The organism is Enterococcus sp. DIV2467a (genome assembly GCF_050532945.1).
Classification (GTDB): Bacteria; Bacillota; Bacilli; order Lactobacillales; family Enterococcaceae; genus Enterococcus; species Enterococcus faecalis.
This window is the reverse complement of the sequence record NZ_CP172896.1, coordinates 202,504-222,500: the sequence shown is the minus strand read 5'-3', so window position 1 is coordinate 222,500 and position 19,997 is coordinate 202,504. Positions and strand designations below refer to the sequence as shown.

At 40.6% G+C, this 19,997-nt stretch carries 13 protein-coding genes and 2 rRNA genes (1 of these 15 running past the window's edge); 1 reads left to right on the top strand and 14 read right to left on the bottom strand.

What is annotated here, in order from left to right:
• The 14 genes from IGL80_RS01040 to pth all read right to left on the bottom strand — a co-directional run.
• A 23S ribosomal RNA gene (locus IGL80_RS01040) occupies window positions 1-938 on the bottom strand (it extends 1,975 nt beyond the left edge of the window).
• Window positions 939-1,164: 226 nt separating this feature from the next.
• Window positions 1,165-2,725: ribosomal RNA gene (locus IGL80_RS01035) — 16S ribosomal RNA — on the bottom strand.
• Together the 16S and 23S rRNA genes form the textbook arrangement of a ribosomal RNA operon.
• 652 nt (window positions 2,726-3,377) lie before the next feature.
• Window positions 3,378-4,874, bottom strand: a complete 1,497-nt coding sequence (lysS, locus tag IGL80_RS01030; RefSeq protein ID WP_002359372.1) for a lysine--tRNA ligase — start codon at window positions 4,872-4,874, stop codon at window positions 3,378-3,380.
• 93 nt (window positions 4,875-4,967) lie between these two features.
• Window positions 4,968-5,966 carry a tRNA dihydrouridine synthase DusB gene (dusB, locus tag IGL80_RS01025; RefSeq protein WP_002356263.1) on the bottom strand — a complete coding sequence of 333 codons (999 nt, stop codon included), beginning with the start codon at window positions 5,964-5,966 and terminating at the stop codon, window positions 4,968-4,970.
• Window positions 5,967-5,977: 11 nt separating this feature from the next.
• A complete protein-coding gene (gene hslO / locus IGL80_RS01020; RefSeq protein ID WP_002359370.1) occupies window positions 5,978-6,874 on the bottom strand; it encodes an Hsp33 family molecular chaperone HslO in 897 nt (298 codons plus the stop codon).
• A 161-nt stretch (window positions 6,875-7,035) separates the two neighbouring features.
• Complete coding sequence (gene ftsH / locus IGL80_RS01015; protein ID WP_002363441.1) at window positions 7,036-9,192, bottom strand: ATP-dependent zinc metalloprotease FtsH; 2,157 nt, start codon at window positions 9,190-9,192, stop codon at window positions 7,036-7,038.
• A 93-nt stretch (window positions 9,193-9,285) separates the two neighbouring features.
• On the bottom strand, window positions 9,286-9,831 hold the full coding sequence (gene hpt / locus IGL80_RS01010; RefSeq protein ID WP_002356260.1) for a hypoxanthine phosphoribosyltransferase: 546 nt from the start codon (window positions 9,829-9,831) through the stop codon (window positions 9,286-9,288).
• Window positions 9,832-9,849: 18 nt separating this feature from the next.
• Window positions 9,850-11,238, bottom strand: a complete 1,389-nt coding sequence (gene tilS / locus IGL80_RS01005) for a tRNA lysidine(34) synthetase TilS (protein ID WP_002359368.1) — start codon at window positions 11,236-11,238, stop codon at window positions 9,850-9,852.
• Between the two features lie 85 nt (window positions 11,239-11,323).
• Window positions 11,324-11,803 (bottom strand): S1 domain-containing RNA-binding protein, encoded by a 480-nt coding sequence (locus tag IGL80_RS01000; protein WP_002356258.1) that lies wholly within the window; start codon window positions 11,801-11,803, stop codon window positions 11,324-11,326.
• Between the two features lie 44 nt (window positions 11,804-11,847).
• Complete coding sequence (locus IGL80_RS00995; RefSeq protein WP_002356257.1) at window positions 11,848-12,327, bottom strand: FtsB family cell division protein; 480 nt, start codon at window positions 12,325-12,327, stop codon at window positions 11,848-11,850.
• A 254-nt stretch (window positions 12,328-12,581) separates the two neighbouring features.
• The gene (locus tag IGL80_RS00990; RefSeq protein ID WP_002356255.1) at window positions 12,582-12,845 is read right to left on the bottom strand and encodes an RNA-binding S4 domain-containing protein; all 264 of its coding nucleotides are present in this window, start codon (window positions 12,843-12,845) and stop codon (window positions 12,582-12,584) included.
• Window positions 12,846-12,859: 14 nt separating this feature from the next.
• The gene (locus IGL80_RS00985; RefSeq protein ID WP_002359367.1) at window positions 12,860-14,449 is read right to left on the bottom strand and encodes a putative polysaccharide biosynthesis protein; all 1,590 of its coding nucleotides are present in this window, start codon (window positions 14,447-14,449) and stop codon (window positions 12,860-12,862) included.
• 15 nt (window positions 14,450-14,464) lie between these two features.
• On the bottom strand, window positions 14,465-18,004 hold the full coding sequence (gene mfd, locus IGL80_RS00980) for a transcription-repair coupling factor (protein WP_002359366.1): 3,540 nt from the start codon (window positions 18,002-18,004) through the stop codon (window positions 14,465-14,467).
• Window positions 18,005-18,023: 19 nt separating this feature from the next.
• A complete protein-coding gene (pth, locus tag IGL80_RS00975; RefSeq protein ID WP_002359364.1) occupies window positions 18,024-18,590 on the bottom strand; it encodes an aminoacyl-tRNA hydrolase in 567 nt (188 codons plus the stop codon).
• 335 nt (window positions 18,591-18,925) lie between these two features.
• Between pth and IGL80_RS00970 the strand changes: the two genes are divergently transcribed.
• Window positions 18,926-19,909: an L-lactate dehydrogenase gene (locus IGL80_RS00970; RefSeq protein WP_002356251.1), complete on the top strand. Its 984-nt coding sequence runs from the start codon at window positions 18,926-18,928 to the stop codon at window positions 19,907-19,909.
• Window positions 19,910-19,997 lie beyond the last annotated feature (88 nt).

The following is a 19,997-nucleotide window of genomic DNA, read 5'->3' as shown; positions in this document are numbered from 1 at the left end:
GGTAACCCGAGATGGGCCCCTAGTCCAAACAGTGCTCTACCTCCATCATTCTCAATTCCGAGGCTAGCCCTAAAGCTATTTCGGAGAGAACCAGCTATCTCCAAGTTCGTTTGGAATTTCTCCGCTACCCACACCTCATCCCCGCACTTTTCAACGTACGTGGGTTCGGTCCTCCAGTGCGTTTTACCGCACCTTCAACCTGGACATGGGTAGATCACATGGTTTCGGGTCTACGACTACATACTCATTCGCCCTATTCAGACTCGCTTTCGCTGCGGCTCCGTCTCTTCGACTTAACCTCGCATGCAATCGTAACTCGCCGGTTCATTCTACAAAAGGCACGCCATCACTCATTAACGAGCTTTGACTTGTTGTAGGCACACGGTTTCAGGATCTATTTCACTCCCCTTCCGGGGTGCTTTTCACCTTTCCCTCACGGTACTGGTTCACTATCGGTCACTAGGGAGTATTTAGCCTTGCGGGATGGTCCCCGCGGATTCCGACGGAATTTCTCGTGTTCCGCCGTACTCAGGATCCTCCTAGGTGTTGTCAGCATTTCGTCTACGGGGCTTTCACCCTCTTTAGCGGAATTTTCCAAATCCTTCAACTATACTAACAGACTACCATATTGGAGTCCTACAACCCCAACAAGCAAGCTTGTTGGTTTGGGCTCTTCCCGTTTCGCTCGCCGCTACTCAGGGAATCGAATTTTCTTTCTCTTCCTGCAGGTACTAAGATGTTTCAGTTCTCTGCGTCTACCTCTAATCAGCTATGTATTCACTGAAAAGTAATATCCTATAAAAGATATTGGGTTCCCCCATTCGGAAATCTCTGGATCATAGCTTACTTACAGCTCCCCAAAGCATATCGGTGTTAGTCCCGTCCTTCATCGGCTCCTAGTGCCAAGGCATCCACCGTGCGCCCTTATTCACTTAACCTTATCAACCTTACGGTTGGGTCTTGATCACTTCTTCTAGCGATAGAAGGTTAATCAATAAATAAGCAATTGAACTTATTAAAAAACTCATTCAACGCGGTGTTCTCGGTTTGTTTTGATTCTTTTTACTTCAATATCCAGTTTTCAATGAACGAATGTTTTGAGAGTAGACCTCTCAAAACTGAACAAAGTAAAGACGAAATGTGTATTTCCGTAATATTCCTTAGAAAGGAGGTGATCCAGCCGCACCTTCCGATACGGCTACCTTGTTACGACTTCACCCCAATCATCTATCCCACCTTAGGCGGCTGGCTCCAAAAAGGTTACCTCACCGACTTCGGGTGTTACAAACTCTCGTGGTGTGACGGGCGGTGTGTACAAGGCCCGGGAACGTATTCACCGCGGCGTGCTGATCCGCGATTACTAGCGATTCCGGCTTCATGCAGGCGAGTTGCAGCCTGCAATCCGAACTGAGAGAAGCTTTAAGAGATTTGCATGACCTCGCGGTCTAGCGACTCGTTGTACTTCCCATTGTAGCACGTGTGTAGCCCAGGTCATAAGGGGCATGATGATTTGACGTCATCCCCACCTTCCTCCGGTTTGTCACCGGCAGTCTCGCTAGAGTGCCCAACTAAATGATGGCAACTAACAATAAGGGTTGCGCTCGTTGCGGGACTTAACCCAACATCTCACGACACGAGCTGACGACAACCATGCACCACCTGTCACTTTGTCCCCGAAGGGAAAGCTCTATCTCTAGAGTGGTCAAAGGATGTCAAGACCTGGTAAGGTTCTTCGCGTTGCTTCGAATTAAACCACATGCTCCACCGCTTGTGCGGGCCCCCGTCAATTCCTTTGAGTTTCAACCTTGCGGTCGTACTCCCCAGGCGGAGTGCTTAATGCGTTTGCTGCAGCACTGAAGGGCGGAAACCCTCCAACACTTAGCACTCATCGTTTACGGCGTGGACTACCAGGGTATCTAATCCTGTTTGCTCCCCACGCTTTCGAGCCTCAGCGTCAGTTACAGACCAGAGAGCCGCCTTCGCCACTGGTGTTCCTCCATATATCTACGCATTTCACCGCTACACATGGAATTCCACTCTCCTCTTCTGCACTCAAGTCTCCCAGTTTCCAATGACCCTCCCCGGTTGAGCCGGGGGCTTTCACATCAGACTTAAGAAACCGCCTGCGCTCGCTTTACGCCCAATAAATCCGGACAACGCTTGCCACCTACGTATTACCGCGGCTGCTGGCACGTAGTTAGCCGTGGCTTTCTGGTTAGATACCGTCAGGGGACGTTCAGTTACTAACGTCCTTGTTCTTCTCTAACAACAGAGTTTTACGATCCGAAAACCTTCTTCACTCACGCGGCGTTGCTCGGTCAGACTTTCGTCCATTGCCGAAGATTCCCTACTGCTGCCTCCCGTAGGAGTCTGGGCCGTGTCTCAGTCCCAGTGTGGCCGATCACCCTCTCAGGTCGGCTATGCATCGTGGCCTTGGTGAGCCGTTACCTCACCAACTAGCTAATGCACCGCGGGTCCATCCATCAGCGACACCCGAAAGCGCCTTTCACTCTTATGCCATGCGGCATAAACTGTTATGCGGTATTAGCACCTGTTTCCAAGTGTTATCCCCCTCTGATGGGTAGGTTACCCACGTGTTACTCACCCGTCCGCCACTCCTCTTTCCAATTGAGTGCAAGCACTCGGGAGGAAAGAAGCGTTCGACTTGCATGTATTAGGCACGCCGCCAGCGTTCGTCCTGAGCCAGGATCAAACTCTCATAATAAAAGTTAGAACAATCTTGCGATTGTTAAGCTCAATTTGTTTGCTAGCATATTGCTTGCTTGTTAAAAATGTTTGTTGTCTTGAATTGAATCAAGACGCCCTACACATTTGGTTCGTCTATTCTTTGTTCAGTTTTCAAAGGTCTACGTTACCTCGCAGCAACTTTTATATCATAACAAACTTTCGTTTGAATGTCAAGAACTTTTTTTAAAAAGTTTTTTAAGTTGTTTTGCTCGGTTGTTGTTGTCTGTTGTGACAACTTCTATATCTTATCATCTCGTTTGTTATTTGTCAACAACTTTTTTGTTGTTTTTTCAAACTTTTTTCGAGAGATTTGAAATCAAGAATTGTTATTTAATTATTGATTTCTGAATCGCTCAGCTGTGTGACTCGCCTTGCGACATGTAATAATATACCAAGATTTCAAGCATTGGTCAATCATTATTTTCACTTTTTTTAAACTTTTTTTCAATACCGATTATTCTTTCTTATCCGATTAGATAAAGTTCGTTTTTTTATCAGATTACCCATTCTTTTTATTACCCATCTTCGATTTTTTTAGAAAAAAAGAATTGGTTTCAATTGTTTTTCTATTCTTTTTTTATTTAATTTTTTGCGAATACAAAAAAAAGATGCCCTTAAGGCATCTTTTTTTATCTCATTGTTGGGAATAGCAAGACATCACGAATTGATTGTGCATCGGTTAATAACATAACTAGTCGATCAATCCCAATACCTAATCCTCCGGTTGGTGGCAAGCCATATTCTAAGGCTTCGATGAAATCTTCATCTACTCCGTGTGCTTCATCATTTCCTTGTTCCCGTTCTTTTTCTTGTTCTTCAAAACGTTCACGTTGGTCAATTGGATCATTTAATTCTGTAAATGCATTAGCAAACTCTTTTCCGATAATAAATAGTTCAAAGCGGTCAGTGAAACGACCATCTTCTGGATTTTTCTTCGCTAATGGTGAAACAGCGACTGGGTGACCATAAATAAATGTTGGTTGTTGCAACGTATCTTCTACAAATGTTTCGAAAAATTCATTAATGATATGACCGACTGTCATGGCATCTGTAATTTCAACATTATGTTCTTTAGCCAACGCACGGGCTTCTTCTATCGTCATCTCTTGCCAAAAATCTACGCCCGTTTGTTCTTTGACCGCATCTACCATGTGTAGACGTTTGAAAGGACTTCCTAAGTCAACCGCTTGACCATCGTACGTGATATCAGTAGTTCCTAAGACTTTTTCCGCAGCATTACGAATAATTCCCTCTGTTAAATCCATCACATCTTGATAATCAGTATAAGCGGTATAAGCTTCTAGCATTGTAAATTCTGGGTTATGAGTGGTATCGATTCCTTCATTACGGAAGACACGACCAATTTCATATACTTTTTCCATGCCACCGACAATTAAACGTTTTAAATGTAACTCTAGGGCAATGCGTAAGTATAAGTCCATATCTAATGCATTATGGTGTGTGATAAATGGACGAGCAGCAGCTCCTCCTGCTTCGTTATGCAAGACAGGCGTTTCTACTTCGACATAGCCATTGCCATCTAGATAACGACGGATTTCGCTAATAATTTGACTGCGTTTCATGAAACGATCAAAGCTTTCTTTGTTACTGATTAAATCCAAATAGCGTTGACGATAACGTTGTTCCACATTCGTTAATCCATGGTATTTATCTGGCAATGGACGCAAAGCTTTAGTTAATAACGTAATTGTTTGAGCTTTAACAGTAACTTCCCCCGTATTGGTTTTCATTACTTGACCTGTCACACCAAAGAAGTCGCCTAAGTCAGCATGTTTAAATAGTTCATAGGCTTCGTCTCCAACTTGGTCCTTCCGAACATAAATTTGAATTTGGCCTTCACGGTCTTGCAAATGGGCGAAACCAGCTTTTCCTTTACCACGTTTTGTCATCATACGTCCAGCAACGCTGACTTCTGTATTCATTTCACTAAGTTCTTCTTTTGTATGATTATCATATTGTTCATGAAGTTCTGCTGAATTATGAGTGCGATCGAAACGTTTACCGAAAGGATCAATCCCTTCTTCACGTAAAGCTTCCATTTTTTCGCGGCGCACGAGCATTTGATCATTTAAATCCTCTAAATGCGCTTGTTGTTCTTCTGCCACTGTTGTTCCTCCATTCTTGATTTTAACCTATCCTAATAATGCCACAGTAATTCGAAAAAAAGCAAGCCGAATTTTACTTTCGGCTTGAATTTTTTATTCTTCTATAGTAGTTACAGCAACTTTGGAAATCTTCTCTACAAAGGCATCAAGTAAATCGACAACTGCTTGTTGTGTTTCAACTTGGTTAATCGCAACTTTGACTTTGGCTGCTCGCGAGATTCCTTTTAGATAGTAAGAAGCATGTTGGCGAAACTCACGGACCGCAATTTTTTCGCCTTTTAAATCCACTAATCGTTGTAAATGAACTTTTGCAATATTGATTTTTTCAGCTGGTGAAGGCTCAGGCATCAATTCGCCCGTTTCCAAGTATTCTTTCGTCCGTTGAATCATCCAAGGATTGCCCAAAGCAGCTCGGCCAATCATCACACCATCCGCTCCAACATATTCTAACATGCGTTTAGCATCTTCAGGCGTTTTGACATCGCCATTTCCCATAAAAGGAATGGTTAAATGCTTTTTCACTTCCTTTAAAACGTCCCAGTTGGCTGTCCCTTCGTACATTTGGACACGTGTCCGACCATGCATAGCAATTGCCGAAGCGCCTGCTTGTTCGGCAGCCAAAGCGTTGTCTACAGCATATAGATGATCTTCATCCCAGCCTGTTCGCATTTTTACAGTGACAGGCAAAGAAACTGCCGAAGAGACTGCGTGAACCATCTCATGCACTTTATTCGGATCCAGCAACCATTTCGCACCAGCTTCAGCTTTAATTATTTTATTGACAGGGCAACCCATGTTAATATCAATAATCGCCGCTTGCGTATTTTCTTCCACAAACTTAGCAGCTTCCACTAATGTTTCTTTATCTCCACCAAAAATTTGTACACTTAAAGGATATTCCCGCTCATCAATATATAGCATTTCTAAGGTTTTTTTGTTTCTTAATTTAATTCCTTTGTCACTAATCATTTCACAAACGACTAATCCTGCGCCAAATTCTTTTACAGTCACACGAAAAGCGGCGTTACTAATACCCGCCATCGGAGCTACGACAACACGGTTGGGGATTTCAACGTCTCCAATTTTCCACATAGTCTTTCCTCCTACTTTTGTTTCGTATTGCGAATCGCTTCATCGCGAAGTTCAATTAATTCTTCTTCACTATAGTGATATTTATTGTTACAGAATTGACAAACTGCTTCTGCTCCATGATCTTCATCAATCATCGCATTTAATTCATCGATCCCAACAGCAATCAAAGCGGTCGCAAATTTTTCTTTGGAACAGTCACATTTAAATTGTACAGGCATTTTTTCTAAAATTTCTACTTCGTCTTCTCCCAATAAGCGATACAAGACTTGTTCAGGTGTTTCTCCATTTTCTAGTAATTGTGAAATTGGTGGCACTTCCGCTAGACGCTGTTCAATAAAATCAATGGTACTTTCATCGGCACCTGGCATTACTTGAATCATAAAACCACCGGCTGCTTTCACAGATTCATCCGTGTCCACCAATACACCTAAACCGATAGCTGAAGGAACTTGTTCAGAGACCGCCATAAAATATGTAAAGTCTTCACCGATTTCACCAGAAACAATAGGTGTTTGTCCAGAAAAGGTTTCTTTTAATCCTAAATCTTTAATGACTGTGAAAATTCCTTCGTTACCGACAGCACCACGTACATCAATTTTACCTGTTGCATTCAACTTTAAGCTGACATGTGGATTTTTAATGTAGCCTTTTGTTTCTCCACGGCCATTACTATCGACAATAATAGCGCCAGCTGGGCCATTTCCTTGTACTTTTACAGTTAATTTATCGTCACCTTTTAAAGTCGCTCCTAGTAAAAGGGCTCCAATCAATGTGCGCCCTAACGCTGCAGTAGAAGAACTCCATGTATCATGTCTTCTTTGCGCTTCGCTAACAGTTTCAGTGGCACTGATGGCATATGCTCGTATTGAACCTTTATAACAAAGGGCTTTTACTAAATAATCTTCCATTCTTTTTCCTCTTCTCTTGGTGCTTTTTTGTCCATTAGTCAGATAATACTAGGAATCAGGTGTTTTTTCAACCAAATAATCTTCCTTCTATAGAATATCTTAATATTATAGAAGGTGCAGTATTCGTCAACTCGACAAATACTGCACCTTCTACTAATTGGTTATTTATAACGATCTTCGTAGTTATTGCGATCATATTCAGAATTGGAATCTGAATCTTTTTTCTCTTCAGATTGGACTTCTTTTTCTGTTTGTTCGCTTTCTACTTTGACTTCTTCTGCTTCATCATGTAATTCTTTTTTCGCTTCTTCAAAGTCTTGTTTTTCTTCAACTTGTTTTTGCGCTTCTTTTTCTTCTAAAGCACGTTTTGCTTCTTCGAATGTTTGCGCTTCTTTTTCACTAGGATAGTCGCTGTCAGCACCTTCAGGCATTTTACCTGTTTCAAATAATGATTTGATTGCTTTTGCATCTAATGTTTCATATTCTAATAGTTTTTCAGCGATTAGTTTATGTTGTTCACGGTGCGCTTCGATAATTTCATGCGCTTTTGTATGAGCATCCATTAAGATACGGCGAACTTCCTGATCGATTTCAAACGCCACTTGTTCTGAGTAAGCTTTTGTTTGACCATAATCACGACCGACAAAGACTTGATGGTTTCCTTCATATTGAACAGGTCCTAATTTGTCACTCATTCCATATTCCGTTACCATGCTACGGGCAATCCCTGTTGCTTGTTCAAAGTCATTTGAAGCCCCTGTTGATTGAACGCCAAAGATAATTTCTTCTGCTGTACGTCCACCAAGTAAGCCAACGATTTGTTCAAACATATCTTCTTTAGTCATTAAGAATTGATCTTCTTTTGGTAAAGCAATCATATAACCGCCTGCGCGACCACGAGGGATAATTGTTACTTTGTGGACAACACGAGCACGGCTTAAGACTAAACCAACAATTGTGTGTCCTGCTTCATGGTAAGCCACCATTTCGCGTTCTTTTTTATTAATCACGCGATCTTTTTTAGCTGGACCAGCAATTACGCGGTCTTCGGCTTCATCCACATCAGAAGCATCAATTTTTTTCTTGTTACGACGAGCGGCAACTAAGGCTGCTTCGTTTAAGACATTTTCTAAATCAGCACCAGCAAAACCTGGTGTTTGTTGTGCAACAACTTTCAAATCAACGTCATCAGCTAACGGTTTGTTTTTCGCATGAACACGTAAAATCGCTTCACGACCTTTGACATCTGGACGTCCTACCAAGATTTGGCGGTCAAAACGACCTGGACGTAACAACGCTGGGTCTAACACGTCTGAACGGTTCGTTGCAGCAATTACGATAACTCCTTCATTGCCATCAAAACCATCCATCTCAACTAATAATTGGTTAAGGGTTTGTTCACGTTCGTCGTGTCCGCCACCCATACCAGCACCACGTTGACGACCAACTGCATCGATTTCATCGATAAAGATAATTGCAGGCGCGTTTTTCTTCGCTGTTTCAAATAAATCCCGGACACGGCTAGCACCGACCCCGACAAACATTTCAACGAAATCTGAACCTGAGATTGAGTAAAATGGCACACCTGCTTCACCTGCTACGGCTTTAGCAAGTAACGTTTTACCAGTCCCTGGAGGTCCCTCTAATAGTACGCCCGCAGGAATCCGTGCGCCTAATTCAGCGAAACGACGTGGATCTTTTAAGAATTCCACTACTTCAACTAATTCTTGTTTTTCTTCTTCCGCACCAGCTACATCTGAGAAGCGGACACGGTTAGCTTTTTTATCGGCTTCTTTGGCTTTTGATTTACCGAAGTTCATCACACGGCCACCGCCGCCACCGCCACCGCCTTGTTGGCTCATCATCATGTAGAAGAAGAAGAAAATAATCACTAATGGTAAGAAACTAAACAACAGTGACAACCAAGCTCCACTTGTTGATTGTTCTTTGACAACTAGCTTCACCTTGTTATTTTGTGCCGCATCTTGAATGCCAGCTAAGGTTGTATCACTAGGTAAAACGGTTGTTGTGAAGCCTTTTGACGACGCTTGCGTTGAGCCCCACAATGACAGACCACCTGTGTCTTTCACTTCTTGTTTTTCTTTATACTGACCTTCAATCCGGTAAACCCCATTGGTTGGTTGAATGGTCATGTCTTTGACTTTTCCGTCTTCCAATTGTTGTTGGAAGGTTGAGTAATCGATGTCTGGCGATTGTTGGTTGTTATTTCCAAAAATGAAATAGACAACCATGACCATGGCAAGTACTACTAAGACGTAGTATAAACCATTTTTCATGCCATTATTCTTTTTGTTCATGCCTGTCCTCCTTATGCTCATCATTACAATTCATGTTATTCTTTTATCAATCCTGACCTTTACATTGTAACACAATTAATTCCTTGATAGATATTAATTTGATTCGTAAACTTCAGGTTTTAAAACGCCAATATAAGGCAAGTTGCGGTACGTTTCTGCATAGTCTAATCCGTAACCGACCACAAACTCATTGGGCACATCAAACCCTACGTAGTCAGCTTTAATGTCTACTACACGGCCTTCTGGTTTATCTAATAAGGTAACAATTTTCACAGATGCAGCTTTACGGTATCTAAACAAATCTACTAAATACGCTAATGTACGACCACTATCGATGATATCTTCTACGATTAAAATATGTCTACCTTCGACATTTGTGTCCAAGTCTTTGACAATTTTTACTTCGCCTGAAGAAACTGTCGCGTTGCCGTAGCTAGATACATCCATAAAGTCCAATTCTAAATAAGTATTGATTTCACGAGTCAAATCAGCCATAAATGGTACTGCACCTTTTAAAATACCGACCACTAAAGGATTTTTCCCTTGATATTCTTCTGTCAGTTGCTTGCCAAGCTCTGCAGACTTCGCAAGAATTTCTTCTTTGGAGATTAGGACTTTCTCAATATCTTTTTCTATCATAGTGCGCTCCTTTCAGCATTACTCCTTTGTCTTAAAAAGGAGTCTGTAGTGTATTTTATCAGTTTCTAAAGGAATACTCAAATAGGAATTTGCAAATTTTGGTACCCAAATGATTTCCTCTTGCTCATCCGTAATGACCCAAGCACTCTCTCTCGCTTCATTTGGCACTTTTTGATCAATAAAAACTCTGCTTAATTTTTTCGTAAACCCTGGTTTTAATGTAATCCGATCACCACTTTGGCGATGACGAACGGTCAAAGGTGTGGCTGTGGTCAACGGGATTGCCAACAACTGACCCGTCCACTGATTAATCTCTTCAGGAAGAGGAAACGGTTTGTCTGTCGCAATTAATCCTAGCCACTCGGTTTCCGATAGATAAATCCCCGCACCAGGTACTAATAAATGTGTAACTTCTTCTCGCAGTGCAACCTGTTTTTGTTCTAAGCATAGCCAATCATAACTTTTAGCTAGTTGCCATTGCTGTTCTAACATAACCGAGCCTTGCGGTTGGCGTTCATCATTCAAAACTTTTAAAATTTGTGTCATCTGGCGTTGGTTTAACGAAACCCCTAATGGCACTAATGTTTTTTGGAAAAACGCGGTTAAAAAGAAGTGCTGGTACGCAGGCGTTTCTTTTAATAATCTCTTCAAAGGAATGCGCCATCCTTGTTTGGTCGGTTCTACGGCTTCAGATAATTGAGGCTCAATTTGTTCTTGAATAAATTCTTGGGCAAAACGTTGTTCATTACTAAAAGAAGCAATCTGATCTAAGAATTGCGGATTTTCCTGCTTTAATAGCGGCAAAACCTGATTACGGAGTCGATTTCTCAAATATTCATTGGTTTGGTTCGTTTCGTCCTCAAAATAAACGAATGCTTGGCGCTGTGCAAATTGATACAATTCTTCTTTTGGATAAATGAGTAACGGACGAATCAATTCCCCTGTCGCAAAAGGACGTCTCTCTTTAATGCCCGCGGAATGGGAAAAATTAGTTCCTCGAATCAGCTTCATTAAAATCGTTTCCGCTTGATCGTCTAGATGATGTGCCGTCATTAAGACCGCCGCACCTTCAATTTCCATGACTTCTTTAAAAAATTCATAACGAAATGTGCGCGCTTTTGCTTCTAAATTTCGTTGCTTTTCAGGGTCTTTCCAACGTGTTTCATAATACGTTAGCTCTCGCTGCTGACAATAGGTAGCGAGATATTGCGCTTCCTGTGCCGACGCTTCTCGCAATTGATGATTGACGTGTGCAACAACCAATTGTAATTGTTCTTTTTCTGCCACCTGTTCCATTAACGTCAAAAGGGCCATGGAGTCTACACCACCAGAAACGGCGACCACGATTGTTTGATGCGGTTGCCAAAATCCTTGTTCTTTTCCTCGTTTATAAAACTGCCAAAACATTGTTCGCCCTTCTTTCTTCCTTAGAATAAAAGAGGAACCGAGAAATAACCCATTCGTTATCCCCAGTCCCCCTATTTGTTTGTGCTTAGCCGCGACGTCCGCCACGTCCACCACGTTTGCCTTCAGTATTACGTTTTAATGAAGATAAACGGTCATCACTATCTTTCAAGAAAGAGCTCATCAATGAGTCAAAATCTTGTTTATTGTTATTGTTATTTGCTTGTGGTTTATTGAAAGGCTTTTTGCCCCCTGCGCGTGGATTACGGTCACGATTCTCATAATTGTTTTCACGACGTTGAAATTCACGTTTTGGTTGTTGCCCTTCTGCTGGCTCTTGTGCTTTACGGATCGATAAGCCAATTTTGCCGTCGTCACCAACTGAGGTTACTTTCACTGTTACTTCGTCACCTACTGTTAATACATCATGAATATCTTTAACGAATCCATTAGACACTTCACTGATGTGTACTAACCCAGTTTTTCCTTCTCCTAAATCAATAAATGCACCAAAGTTAGTAATCCCTGACACTTTTCCTGGCAATTTAGCTCCTACTTCGATTGACATAAAAAAATTGTTCCTCCTATTTTTTCCCTAATTATAATTGCAGTTTATTCAGCTGAAGACTTAGTTGTTTCAGTTGAAGACTGTGATTGACTATTTTTTTCTGAACTGCTCTTGCTTTCTTCCGCTCCAGAAGTCTGTGTTTTTTTCATTTGTTCTGGTGTGGGATAAATCTGTTCGCCTTCTTTTGAGAGAAGGAAACGGCTACGTGCTAATTTTGCCACATAATCATCATCTTTTAACAAAGCAACGTCTTTTTTTAGATCCTTGACCTTCTTATCAACTGCTACAGATTCAGCAATTGCATCTGCTCGTTCTTGTTTGAAAGCACCTAAGCGATGATAATCTTTCATCAATTGGATGCCAGAAAAGGCAAAAATAATGAAGGCCACGAGAAAAATCGCTGCCAAGCGTCTGCGTCTAAAAATCAATTGTTTCTGTTGTTTTTGGAATTCGACATACTGTTCTTTCGTGTAGTCATTTTCCAATGCCGCAACTTTCTTCGAGTTTTTTTCATTCTTTCCCATCGTCTCGCTCCACTCGCTTTGGATTGTCCGTTTTATTATACCAACATCTAAGAACCTTGTCTAATGTTAATTTCAGAGAAGTTAAAGAAAATCAAGCTTTTTTCTAAAATATTCTTTGCTTTTGAAATAACAGCGGTTGATTTATTAATTTTTTTCAAAAGCGGCGCGTCTGTTTCATTAAAACGCTGAAAGGATGAAGCGCTTGGAATATTCATCTTTTCAATGAACTTGCCAAGCGCTCCATCCTCACCTGCTTATTCTTCAGAGACACGTGTTTCTGATTTTATTTCATACATTTTTGTGGCATCTTCTTTTTTCGTAGAGTCATTTAGTTGCAGGACTTCTACTTCTAAAATTCTGTTCCCAAATTGAATTTTGACAAGGTCACCAATCTTCACAGTACTAGAAGATTTGGCTAAGACTCCGTTGATTTGAATCCGACCTTTATCAGCGACTTCTTTGGCAACTGTTCTTCTTTTAATAATGCGAGAAACTTTTAAAAATTTATCTAACCGCATCACATTCACCTCTTTTATTTTTTTTGTCTCATTCGTAAAATTTTTGCGCCATACGGTAAACTTAACCATTCACGTATCGTAAATAATTCTAACTTAATGATGGTGCTAATAAAAACTGTACCACCCACCGCAACACCTAAAACTGTAACGAAAAACGCTTGACTTCGGTGATGCACACCTTGGAACAAGATGGAGATAATTCCTTGATAGACCAGTAATGACAGCATCATGATTGCTAAACTAAGCAACAGTTTTTTCAAAAAGTTTCGTTCTCGAACAAAACAATTAATCGCTGCATCCGATTGTCGGACTAAAACGAATAGCGTCGCTAGTAACCCAAGAATAGTAGACCAACTAGCACCTAATGTTCCCCAACGAATGGTGAAAAAGCCCGTTGTCAGTAACTTCACTAATAAGCCCACACCAGCTGCCACTAAAGGACCTTTAAAACGATTGCGACTTTGTTCAATACTTTGGTAGGCCTGAATAATGGCCATAAAAGCGATGGATAAAACATACACCCCTAAAACATCATTGCCTTTATAATCTTTAAAAAGTGTAAAGTTCATGTACGGCAATAACATCATTAGACCAATCGAAGCCGCCGATGCCAAGGTTGTGGTAAGACGCAAAAAGATTTTTGCAACTTGTAAAAATTGTTGACGGTCTTTTTTCATAAAATATTTTGTCAAACCTGGTAAAAAGGTCGAGCTTAAAGCTAAAGCAATTACCAATCCTAATTGAACTAGTGGTTGTCCTCTATCATAAACCCCTTTGTCCACTTTCGCAGCTAAATCAGAGAGCCCGAAAAGCATGAGGGCATTTTTTACTTTAAAGGAATCAATTAATTGAAATAGAATCAGAAAAGCACTATATAAAGAGACCAAACCACCCTCAATCATTAAACGTTTAAATAGTCCTGTGGTTTGAGGCATAATCTTCCATTGATGCAAGTATTCCGTACTTCCACTAAGAATTTTTCGATTGTAGTACCATAAGACAAGTACCGCTAAGACACCGCCAGCCAACGCACCACTCATAGCCACCGTCCCCGTTTGGTAAATGGAGCCACCAAAGTAATGATAGGACAACGCAGCTACTAGAATAACCCCGACACGCACAAACTGTTCCATCACCTGTGAAATACCACTAGGCACCATCAACAAATGACCTTGAAAATTCCCACGATAGAAGGAAAGAATTGGAACGAGTAAAAAGGCAAAGGAAACAACTTCCATTAATGGTTGGAGTGCAGCATCCCCCATACTAATAGCAATTTCTTGACTACCAAAGAAAAAGAAGGCCCAACAAGCAATCGCTAACCATAACACATAGGGATATAGTTGGCGCAACACTTGTTTTTGACTCCGAATATCTGGTTGTTCAGCAACAATTTTGGAAATAAATTGCGGTAAGCCTGACAATGCTAATGTCATCGCAATCCCATAGATTGGATAAACTTGCTGATACACGTAAAATCCTTCATCCCCTACAAAGTTCTGAAAAGGAACGCGATAAAACGCACTCAACACTTTTGCAATGAAGGAAGCAATGGTTAACACAACGGCACCTTGCATCATTCGTTGCATTTCTTTTTGCGCCATCTTCTAGGCCTCCTTTTAAAGGGAATCCGTTTCTTGCGAATGTTTGTATTTTTCTTGTCGCAATGCGGTTGTAAAAGCAGCAATTTCTTGAATCCAAACAGCTTCTTTACAATCTTTCGGCAACTTCAAGGAAATAGTCATTTGTTCTTTCTCAACTGCTAGATTCGCTTTTAAGCTGGTTGCCGATAACGCTTCAAACAACTGCTCCACAGAGTATGTTTTTGTGCCAATTTTACTTAACACAAACTTGACTTTTTGATCGCGTTTACGAATACTTTCTAACAAGGCACGGTCGCCATCCATTTTGATACGGCCAGTGGTTAATAAATGCGCCACTTCGTCAGGATACTCTCCAAAGCGGTCTAACAAGTCCGCTTCTAATTCTTCGTACATATCCATATTTTCTAATTGACGAATCCGTTTATAAATTTCAATTTTTTGTCGTTCGTCTGTAATGTACGTTCCTGGAATATAAGCATCAATGCCCAAATCAATTTCAACAGACGTTTTTTGGTCTTGGATATTTTTCCCTTGTTTACGAGCAACTGCCTCAGATAACATCTGTGAGTACATATCAAACCCAACCGAATCAATGAAGCCATGTTGTTGGGCACCAAGAAGGTTTCCGGCCCCTCGAATGGAAAGGTCACGCATCGCAATTTTGAACCCAGAACCTAATTCCGTAAAGTCTTTAATTGCTTCTAAACGTTTCTCGCTAACTTCGTTTAGGATTTTTTGCTGTTCGTACATAAAATAAGCATAGGCCACTCGATTGCTACGTCCCACACGACCACGTAATTGATACAACGTAGATAAGCCCATGTAGTCCGCATTTTCTACAAACAAGGTATTAGCATTAGGAATATCTACTCCTGTTTCAATAATTGTTGTAGTGACTAATATATCATATTGTCCTTCAATAAAATCAAACAAAGTATTCTCCAGTTGTACTTCTGTCATTTGACCATGTGCATACGCAATTCGTGCATCTGGAACTAGTGCTTGTAACTCTTCAACTTTTCGTTCAATCGTATCTACTCGATTGTATAAATAAAAGACTTGACCATCTCGGGCCATTTCTCGCTCAATCGCTTCCCGAATCGCCCCAGGATTATTTTCCATGACATACGTTTGGATCGGATAACGATTCTCTGGTGGGGTTTCGATGACAGATAAATCACGGACACCTAACATCGACATATGAAGGGTCCTTGGGATTGGCGTTGCTGTTAACGTCAAGACATCCACTTGTGAACGCAATTGTTTTAGTCGTTCTTTATGTTTCACTCCAAACCGTTGTTCCTCATCAATAATCAACAAGCCTAAATCACTAAAATTAATATCTTGCGACAATAAACGATGGGTACCAATCACAATATCTACTTGGCCATGTTTAATTTTTTCAATTGTTTCATTTTGCTGTTTTTTCGTGCGGAAACGACTTAATAAACCAATTTCTACAGGAAAGCCCTCAAACCGCTCTTGAATCGTTTCGTAATGTTGTTGCGCTAAAATAGTTGTTGGCACTAAGAAGGCAACCTGTTTATTGTTGCTAACAGCTTTGAAGGCCGCTCGTAAAGCCACTTCTGTTTTACCAAACCCTACATCGCCAACTAACAAACGATCCATTGGTCGAGATTTTTCCATGTCGTGTTTAATTTCGGCAGCACTACGTAATTGATCATCTGTTTCAGAATACGGAAAAGCCTCTTCAAATTCTTTTTGATACGCATCATCTGGCGGAAAAGCATAGCCTTTTTCCGATTCTCTTGTCGCATAAAGTAAGATTAAATCATCCGCGATATCTTCAATTTTCGAAGCAACTTTTCGTTTGGTTTTTGTCCATTCACTGCCGCCTAGCTTGTTAATTTTCGGCGTTTTAGACTCGGAAGCAACGAACTTTTGAATCAAGTTCAATTGTGTTACTGGAATAAATAACTTGTCATCATTTTGGTACAAGATAGTCATGTAATCTTGATGGACCCCATCAACTTCTAAGGTTTCCATACCAATATATTTACCAATCCCGTGATTCGCATGAACGACATAATCGCCCGTTTTTAAGTCGCTATAACTTTTCAAACGTTCCGCATTAGAGATTGTTTGACGACGTGCCCGTTTTTTGGTCGTTGTATGAAAAATTTCTTTTTCCGTAATCGCCACGAGCTTGTTTTTAGGTAATTCAAACCCTGTTTGTAATGCCCCTTGGACAATTTGGACATGCCCATCTAACAACTGATCCCAATTGCTTACTACGCTAGGTATGTCAAAGTCCTGAAATAGCTCTTCGACTTTTTGAATCCGTTCTTTCGTAGGAACAAAAACAACAACCGTTTGGTTTTGCTTTTGCCAACGGTCCACTTCCGCTTTTAGCAACGGCATTTGACCGAAGAATTGTTGCATTGAACGATATTGGAAATTATGGACTTCTTGGAAACGAAGATTCCCCATTCCTTTTTGAAAAAGTGAAAAGAAGGTCGTATTTCGTGCAGTTTTTCGCAATTGATCATGAAAGTCTACGCCAAAAGTTTGTTCAGAAAACACGCGCATTTCTTCAATTTTCAGGGTTTGCCATTCCGCTTCCTCTCTAGCGATTTCTCGCTCCGTTTCCATCATACGAGAATAATCATCCACAAAAAGCAAACTATTTTCTGGTAAATAATCTAACAGCGTAGTTTTTTGTTGGTACAGAAAATCTGTATAATAGTGAGCATTTTCTGTAGGAATCCCTTGTTCCCAAGAAGACAGCAACTGACCAAAATATTCTTCTAAAAAATCGGTCTCCGTTTGATCTTTAGCTGTCGCTAAACGTTTTTCTAGAGCATCTTGTAACCTCGTCATGCCATGATTCATATCTGCCTTTGAGAATACTAAATCAGTCATTGGTGAAATCGTTACTTCTTCAAGATTTTCTAATGAGCGTTGAGTATCCGCTTCAAAATAACGGATTGAGTCAATTTCAACATCAAACAGTTCCACTCGAACAGGGTATTCGGCATTTAGCGGATAGACATCAACAATGCTTCCGCGAATACTAAATTCGCCAGGCTTTCCGACCATCGATTGGCGTTCATAGCCCATTAACACTAAGCGTTGCGCGAGGATTTCAGGTTCTACTTCTGTCCCGATTTCCCAATGAAGTTGCGCATTTTGCCACGTTTCTTTCGTTGGCAAATACTTTCGTAGTCCAGCTACTGGTACGACCACGATTCCTGCATTCGCTGTCATCAGGAAATTTAACGCACTCACTCGATCTGCGCGCGCTTCTGGTGAAGAAAAGGCCATTTCGGCGGATAACACTTCATCTACTGGAAATAGATGAACTTGTTCTGAAGGTAAAATATTTAAAAAATCATCTACTAATTGATTGGCATAGTATAGGTTTGGAACCGCAATAACAATTTTTTGATGCGTCTTTTGTAAAGCGCCTGCCATCAGTAATGTTTTAGCAGAGCCTGATAACCCAGTAATTAGTTGGCGCGTTCCTGTTGTCATTAGTTGACTGCGCCATGATTTAGCAATTTCTGTTTGGCTAATTCGTTCGATAATATTCAAACAAGGGCCCTCCTTTCTGCTATTTTCCATTAAATTGATTCATTGTTTCAACAAACGTATGTCCTTCACATGCATATAAAGCGGCATCGGCTGCTTTTTTTACAGCAAGTAACATCTCTTCGTGTGTTTCTTTGGGAAAAATACTTAGTACATGGTGGATAACTGTATCATTTTTTGAGGGCCGACCAATGCCAATTTTAATTCTAGGAAAGACATTTGTTCCTAAATGGGCAATCAGACTTTTTATCCCATTGTGGCCGCCAGCACTACCTTTTTGCCGTAAACGAATTTTACCGACCTCTAAGTCTAAGTCATCATAAATAACAATCAAGTCTTCCTCATCTACCCCAAAGTAGGTCAACAACGGACCAACAGAGCGACCTGATTCATTCATAAATGTTAATGGTTTCACTAACAATACTTTCTCAGTCCCTATAAAAAACTCTGCAATATCTGCTTCAAAATTACTATTATTAAACGAAACATTTTGCCGATACGCAATTTCATCTAGCGTAATAAAGCCAATGTTGTGTTTTGTTTCTTTGTATTTACTACCGGGATTTCCCAGTCCTACGATTACTTTCATCTTTCATTCTCCTTGGATTATAAGCTTGCCAACACAAAATGGCTGGGAAGCGTATGCGCTACCCAGTTTTATTCATTATACCATAGAAATAAAAAAACTCGCAGTCTTTGAAGATTAAGAAAGATGTAAAAAAATTTTTTAGAAATTTAAATATGCGTAAGATAGTGAAATTACGCACATGTAAGAGCTACCATTTTGAAACAGGTCTGAAAACTGTATCATTTTTACAATCAAAGTTCGTGACATTTTTTACAAACCATGTTACTATCACTTTAGCAACAGGAAATAAAAACTCGTTGCTCACGAAAAAGAATGTAGAGGAAGGAATGGTACACATGACTGCAGCCGCAGGGAATAAAGATCACCAAAAAGTAATTTTAGTCGGGGACGGTGCCGTAGGTTCTAGCTATGCCTTTGCTTTAGTAACTCAGAATATTGCTCAAGAAGTTGGGATTATTGATATTAATGTACCAAAAACTGAAGGAGACGCGTTGGACTTATCTCACGCATTAGCATTTACTTCTCCTAAAAAAATCTATGCTGCTACTTATGACGATTGCCATGATGCAGACTTAGTTGTCTTAACAGCTGGTGCGCCTCAAAAACCAGGCGAAACTCGTTTAGACTTAGTTCATAAAAACTTGAAAATTAATAAAGAAATCGTTACAACAATTGTTGATTCTGGTTTCAACGGTATCTTCTTAGTTGCCGCAAACCCAGTTGATATTTTGACTTATTCAACTTGGAAATTCTCTGGCTTCCCGAAAGAACGAGTAATCGGTTCAGGAACTTCACTAGATTCTGCTCGTTTCCGTCAAGCAATTGCCGAATTAGTTGATGTTGATGCACGAAATGTCCATGCCTACATCTTAGGGGAACACGGAGATACAGAATTCCCAGTTTGGTCACATGCGAATGTCGCTGGCTTACAAATTTACGAATGGGTGAAAAATAATCCTGACGTCGATGAAGAAGCAATGGTTAATTTATTCTTCAACGTACGCGACGCTGCTTACACAATCATCGAGAAAAAAGGAGCTACTTTCTATGGAATCGCGGTTGCACTAGCGCGTATCACTAAAGCTATCCTAAACGATGAAAACTCTGTGTTACCATTATCTGTTTATTTAGAAGGTGAATATGGTCAAAACGATATTTATATCGGTGCACCAGCGATCATCAACCGCCAAGGCGTTAAACAAGTCATTGAAATTCCATTAACAGATGCTGAGCAAGAAAAAATGGAAGCTTCTGCTTCTGCATTAAAAGAAGTTATTGAAACAGCTTTTGCTAAATTTGAAGCAGAAGAAGCAAAATAACTCCTTCTATAATAGTCGAAAATTAAAAACAACCAAGAGTGAACACTATTGTTACTCCGCTTTAAAGCCTGGTACAAAAATCCAAAGT

Bases quoted from the DNA above. Each gene is read 5' to 3' on its own strand.
- dusB (WP_002356263.1), bottom strand. From the start codon at position 5,966: ATGTGGAAAATTGGAGACGTTGAAATCCCCAACCGTGTTGTCGTAGCT.
- hslO (WP_002359370.1), bottom strand. From the start codon at position 6,874: ATGGAAGATTATTTAGTAAAAGCCCTTTGTTATAAAGGTTCAATACGA.
- ftsH (WP_002363441.1), bottom strand. From the start codon at position 9,192: ATGAACAAAAAGAATAATGGCATGAAAAATGGTTTATACTACGTCTTA.
- hpt (WP_002356260.1), bottom strand. From the start codon at position 9,831: ATGATAGAAAAAGATATTGAGAAAGTCCTAATCTCCAAAGAAGAAATT.
- tilS (WP_002359368.1), bottom strand. From the start codon at position 11,238: ATGTTTTGGCAGTTTTATAAACGAGGAAAAGAACAAGGATTTTGGCAA.
- IGL80_RS01000 (WP_002356258.1), bottom strand. From the start codon at position 11,803: ATGTCAATCGAAGTAGGAGCTAAATTGCCAGGAAAAGTGTCAGGGATT.
- IGL80_RS00995 (WP_002356257.1), bottom strand. From the start codon at position 12,327: ATGGGAAAGAATGAAAAAAACTCGAAGAAAGTTGCGGCATTGGAAAAT.
- IGL80_RS00990 (WP_002356255.1), bottom strand. From the start codon at position 12,845: ATGCGGTTAGATAAATTTTTAAAAGTTTCTCGCATTATTAAAAGAAGA.
- IGL80_RS00985 (WP_002359367.1), bottom strand. From the start codon at position 14,449: ATGGCGCAAAAAGAAATGCAACGAATGATGCAAGGTGCCGTTGTGTTA.
- pth (WP_002359364.1), bottom strand. From the start codon at position 18,590: ATGAAAGTAATCGTAGGACTGGGAAATCCCGGTAGTAAATACAAAGAA.
- IGL80_RS00970 (WP_002356251.1), top strand. From the start codon at position 18,926: ATGACTGCAGCCGCAGGGAATAAAGATCACCAAAAAGTAATTTTAGTC.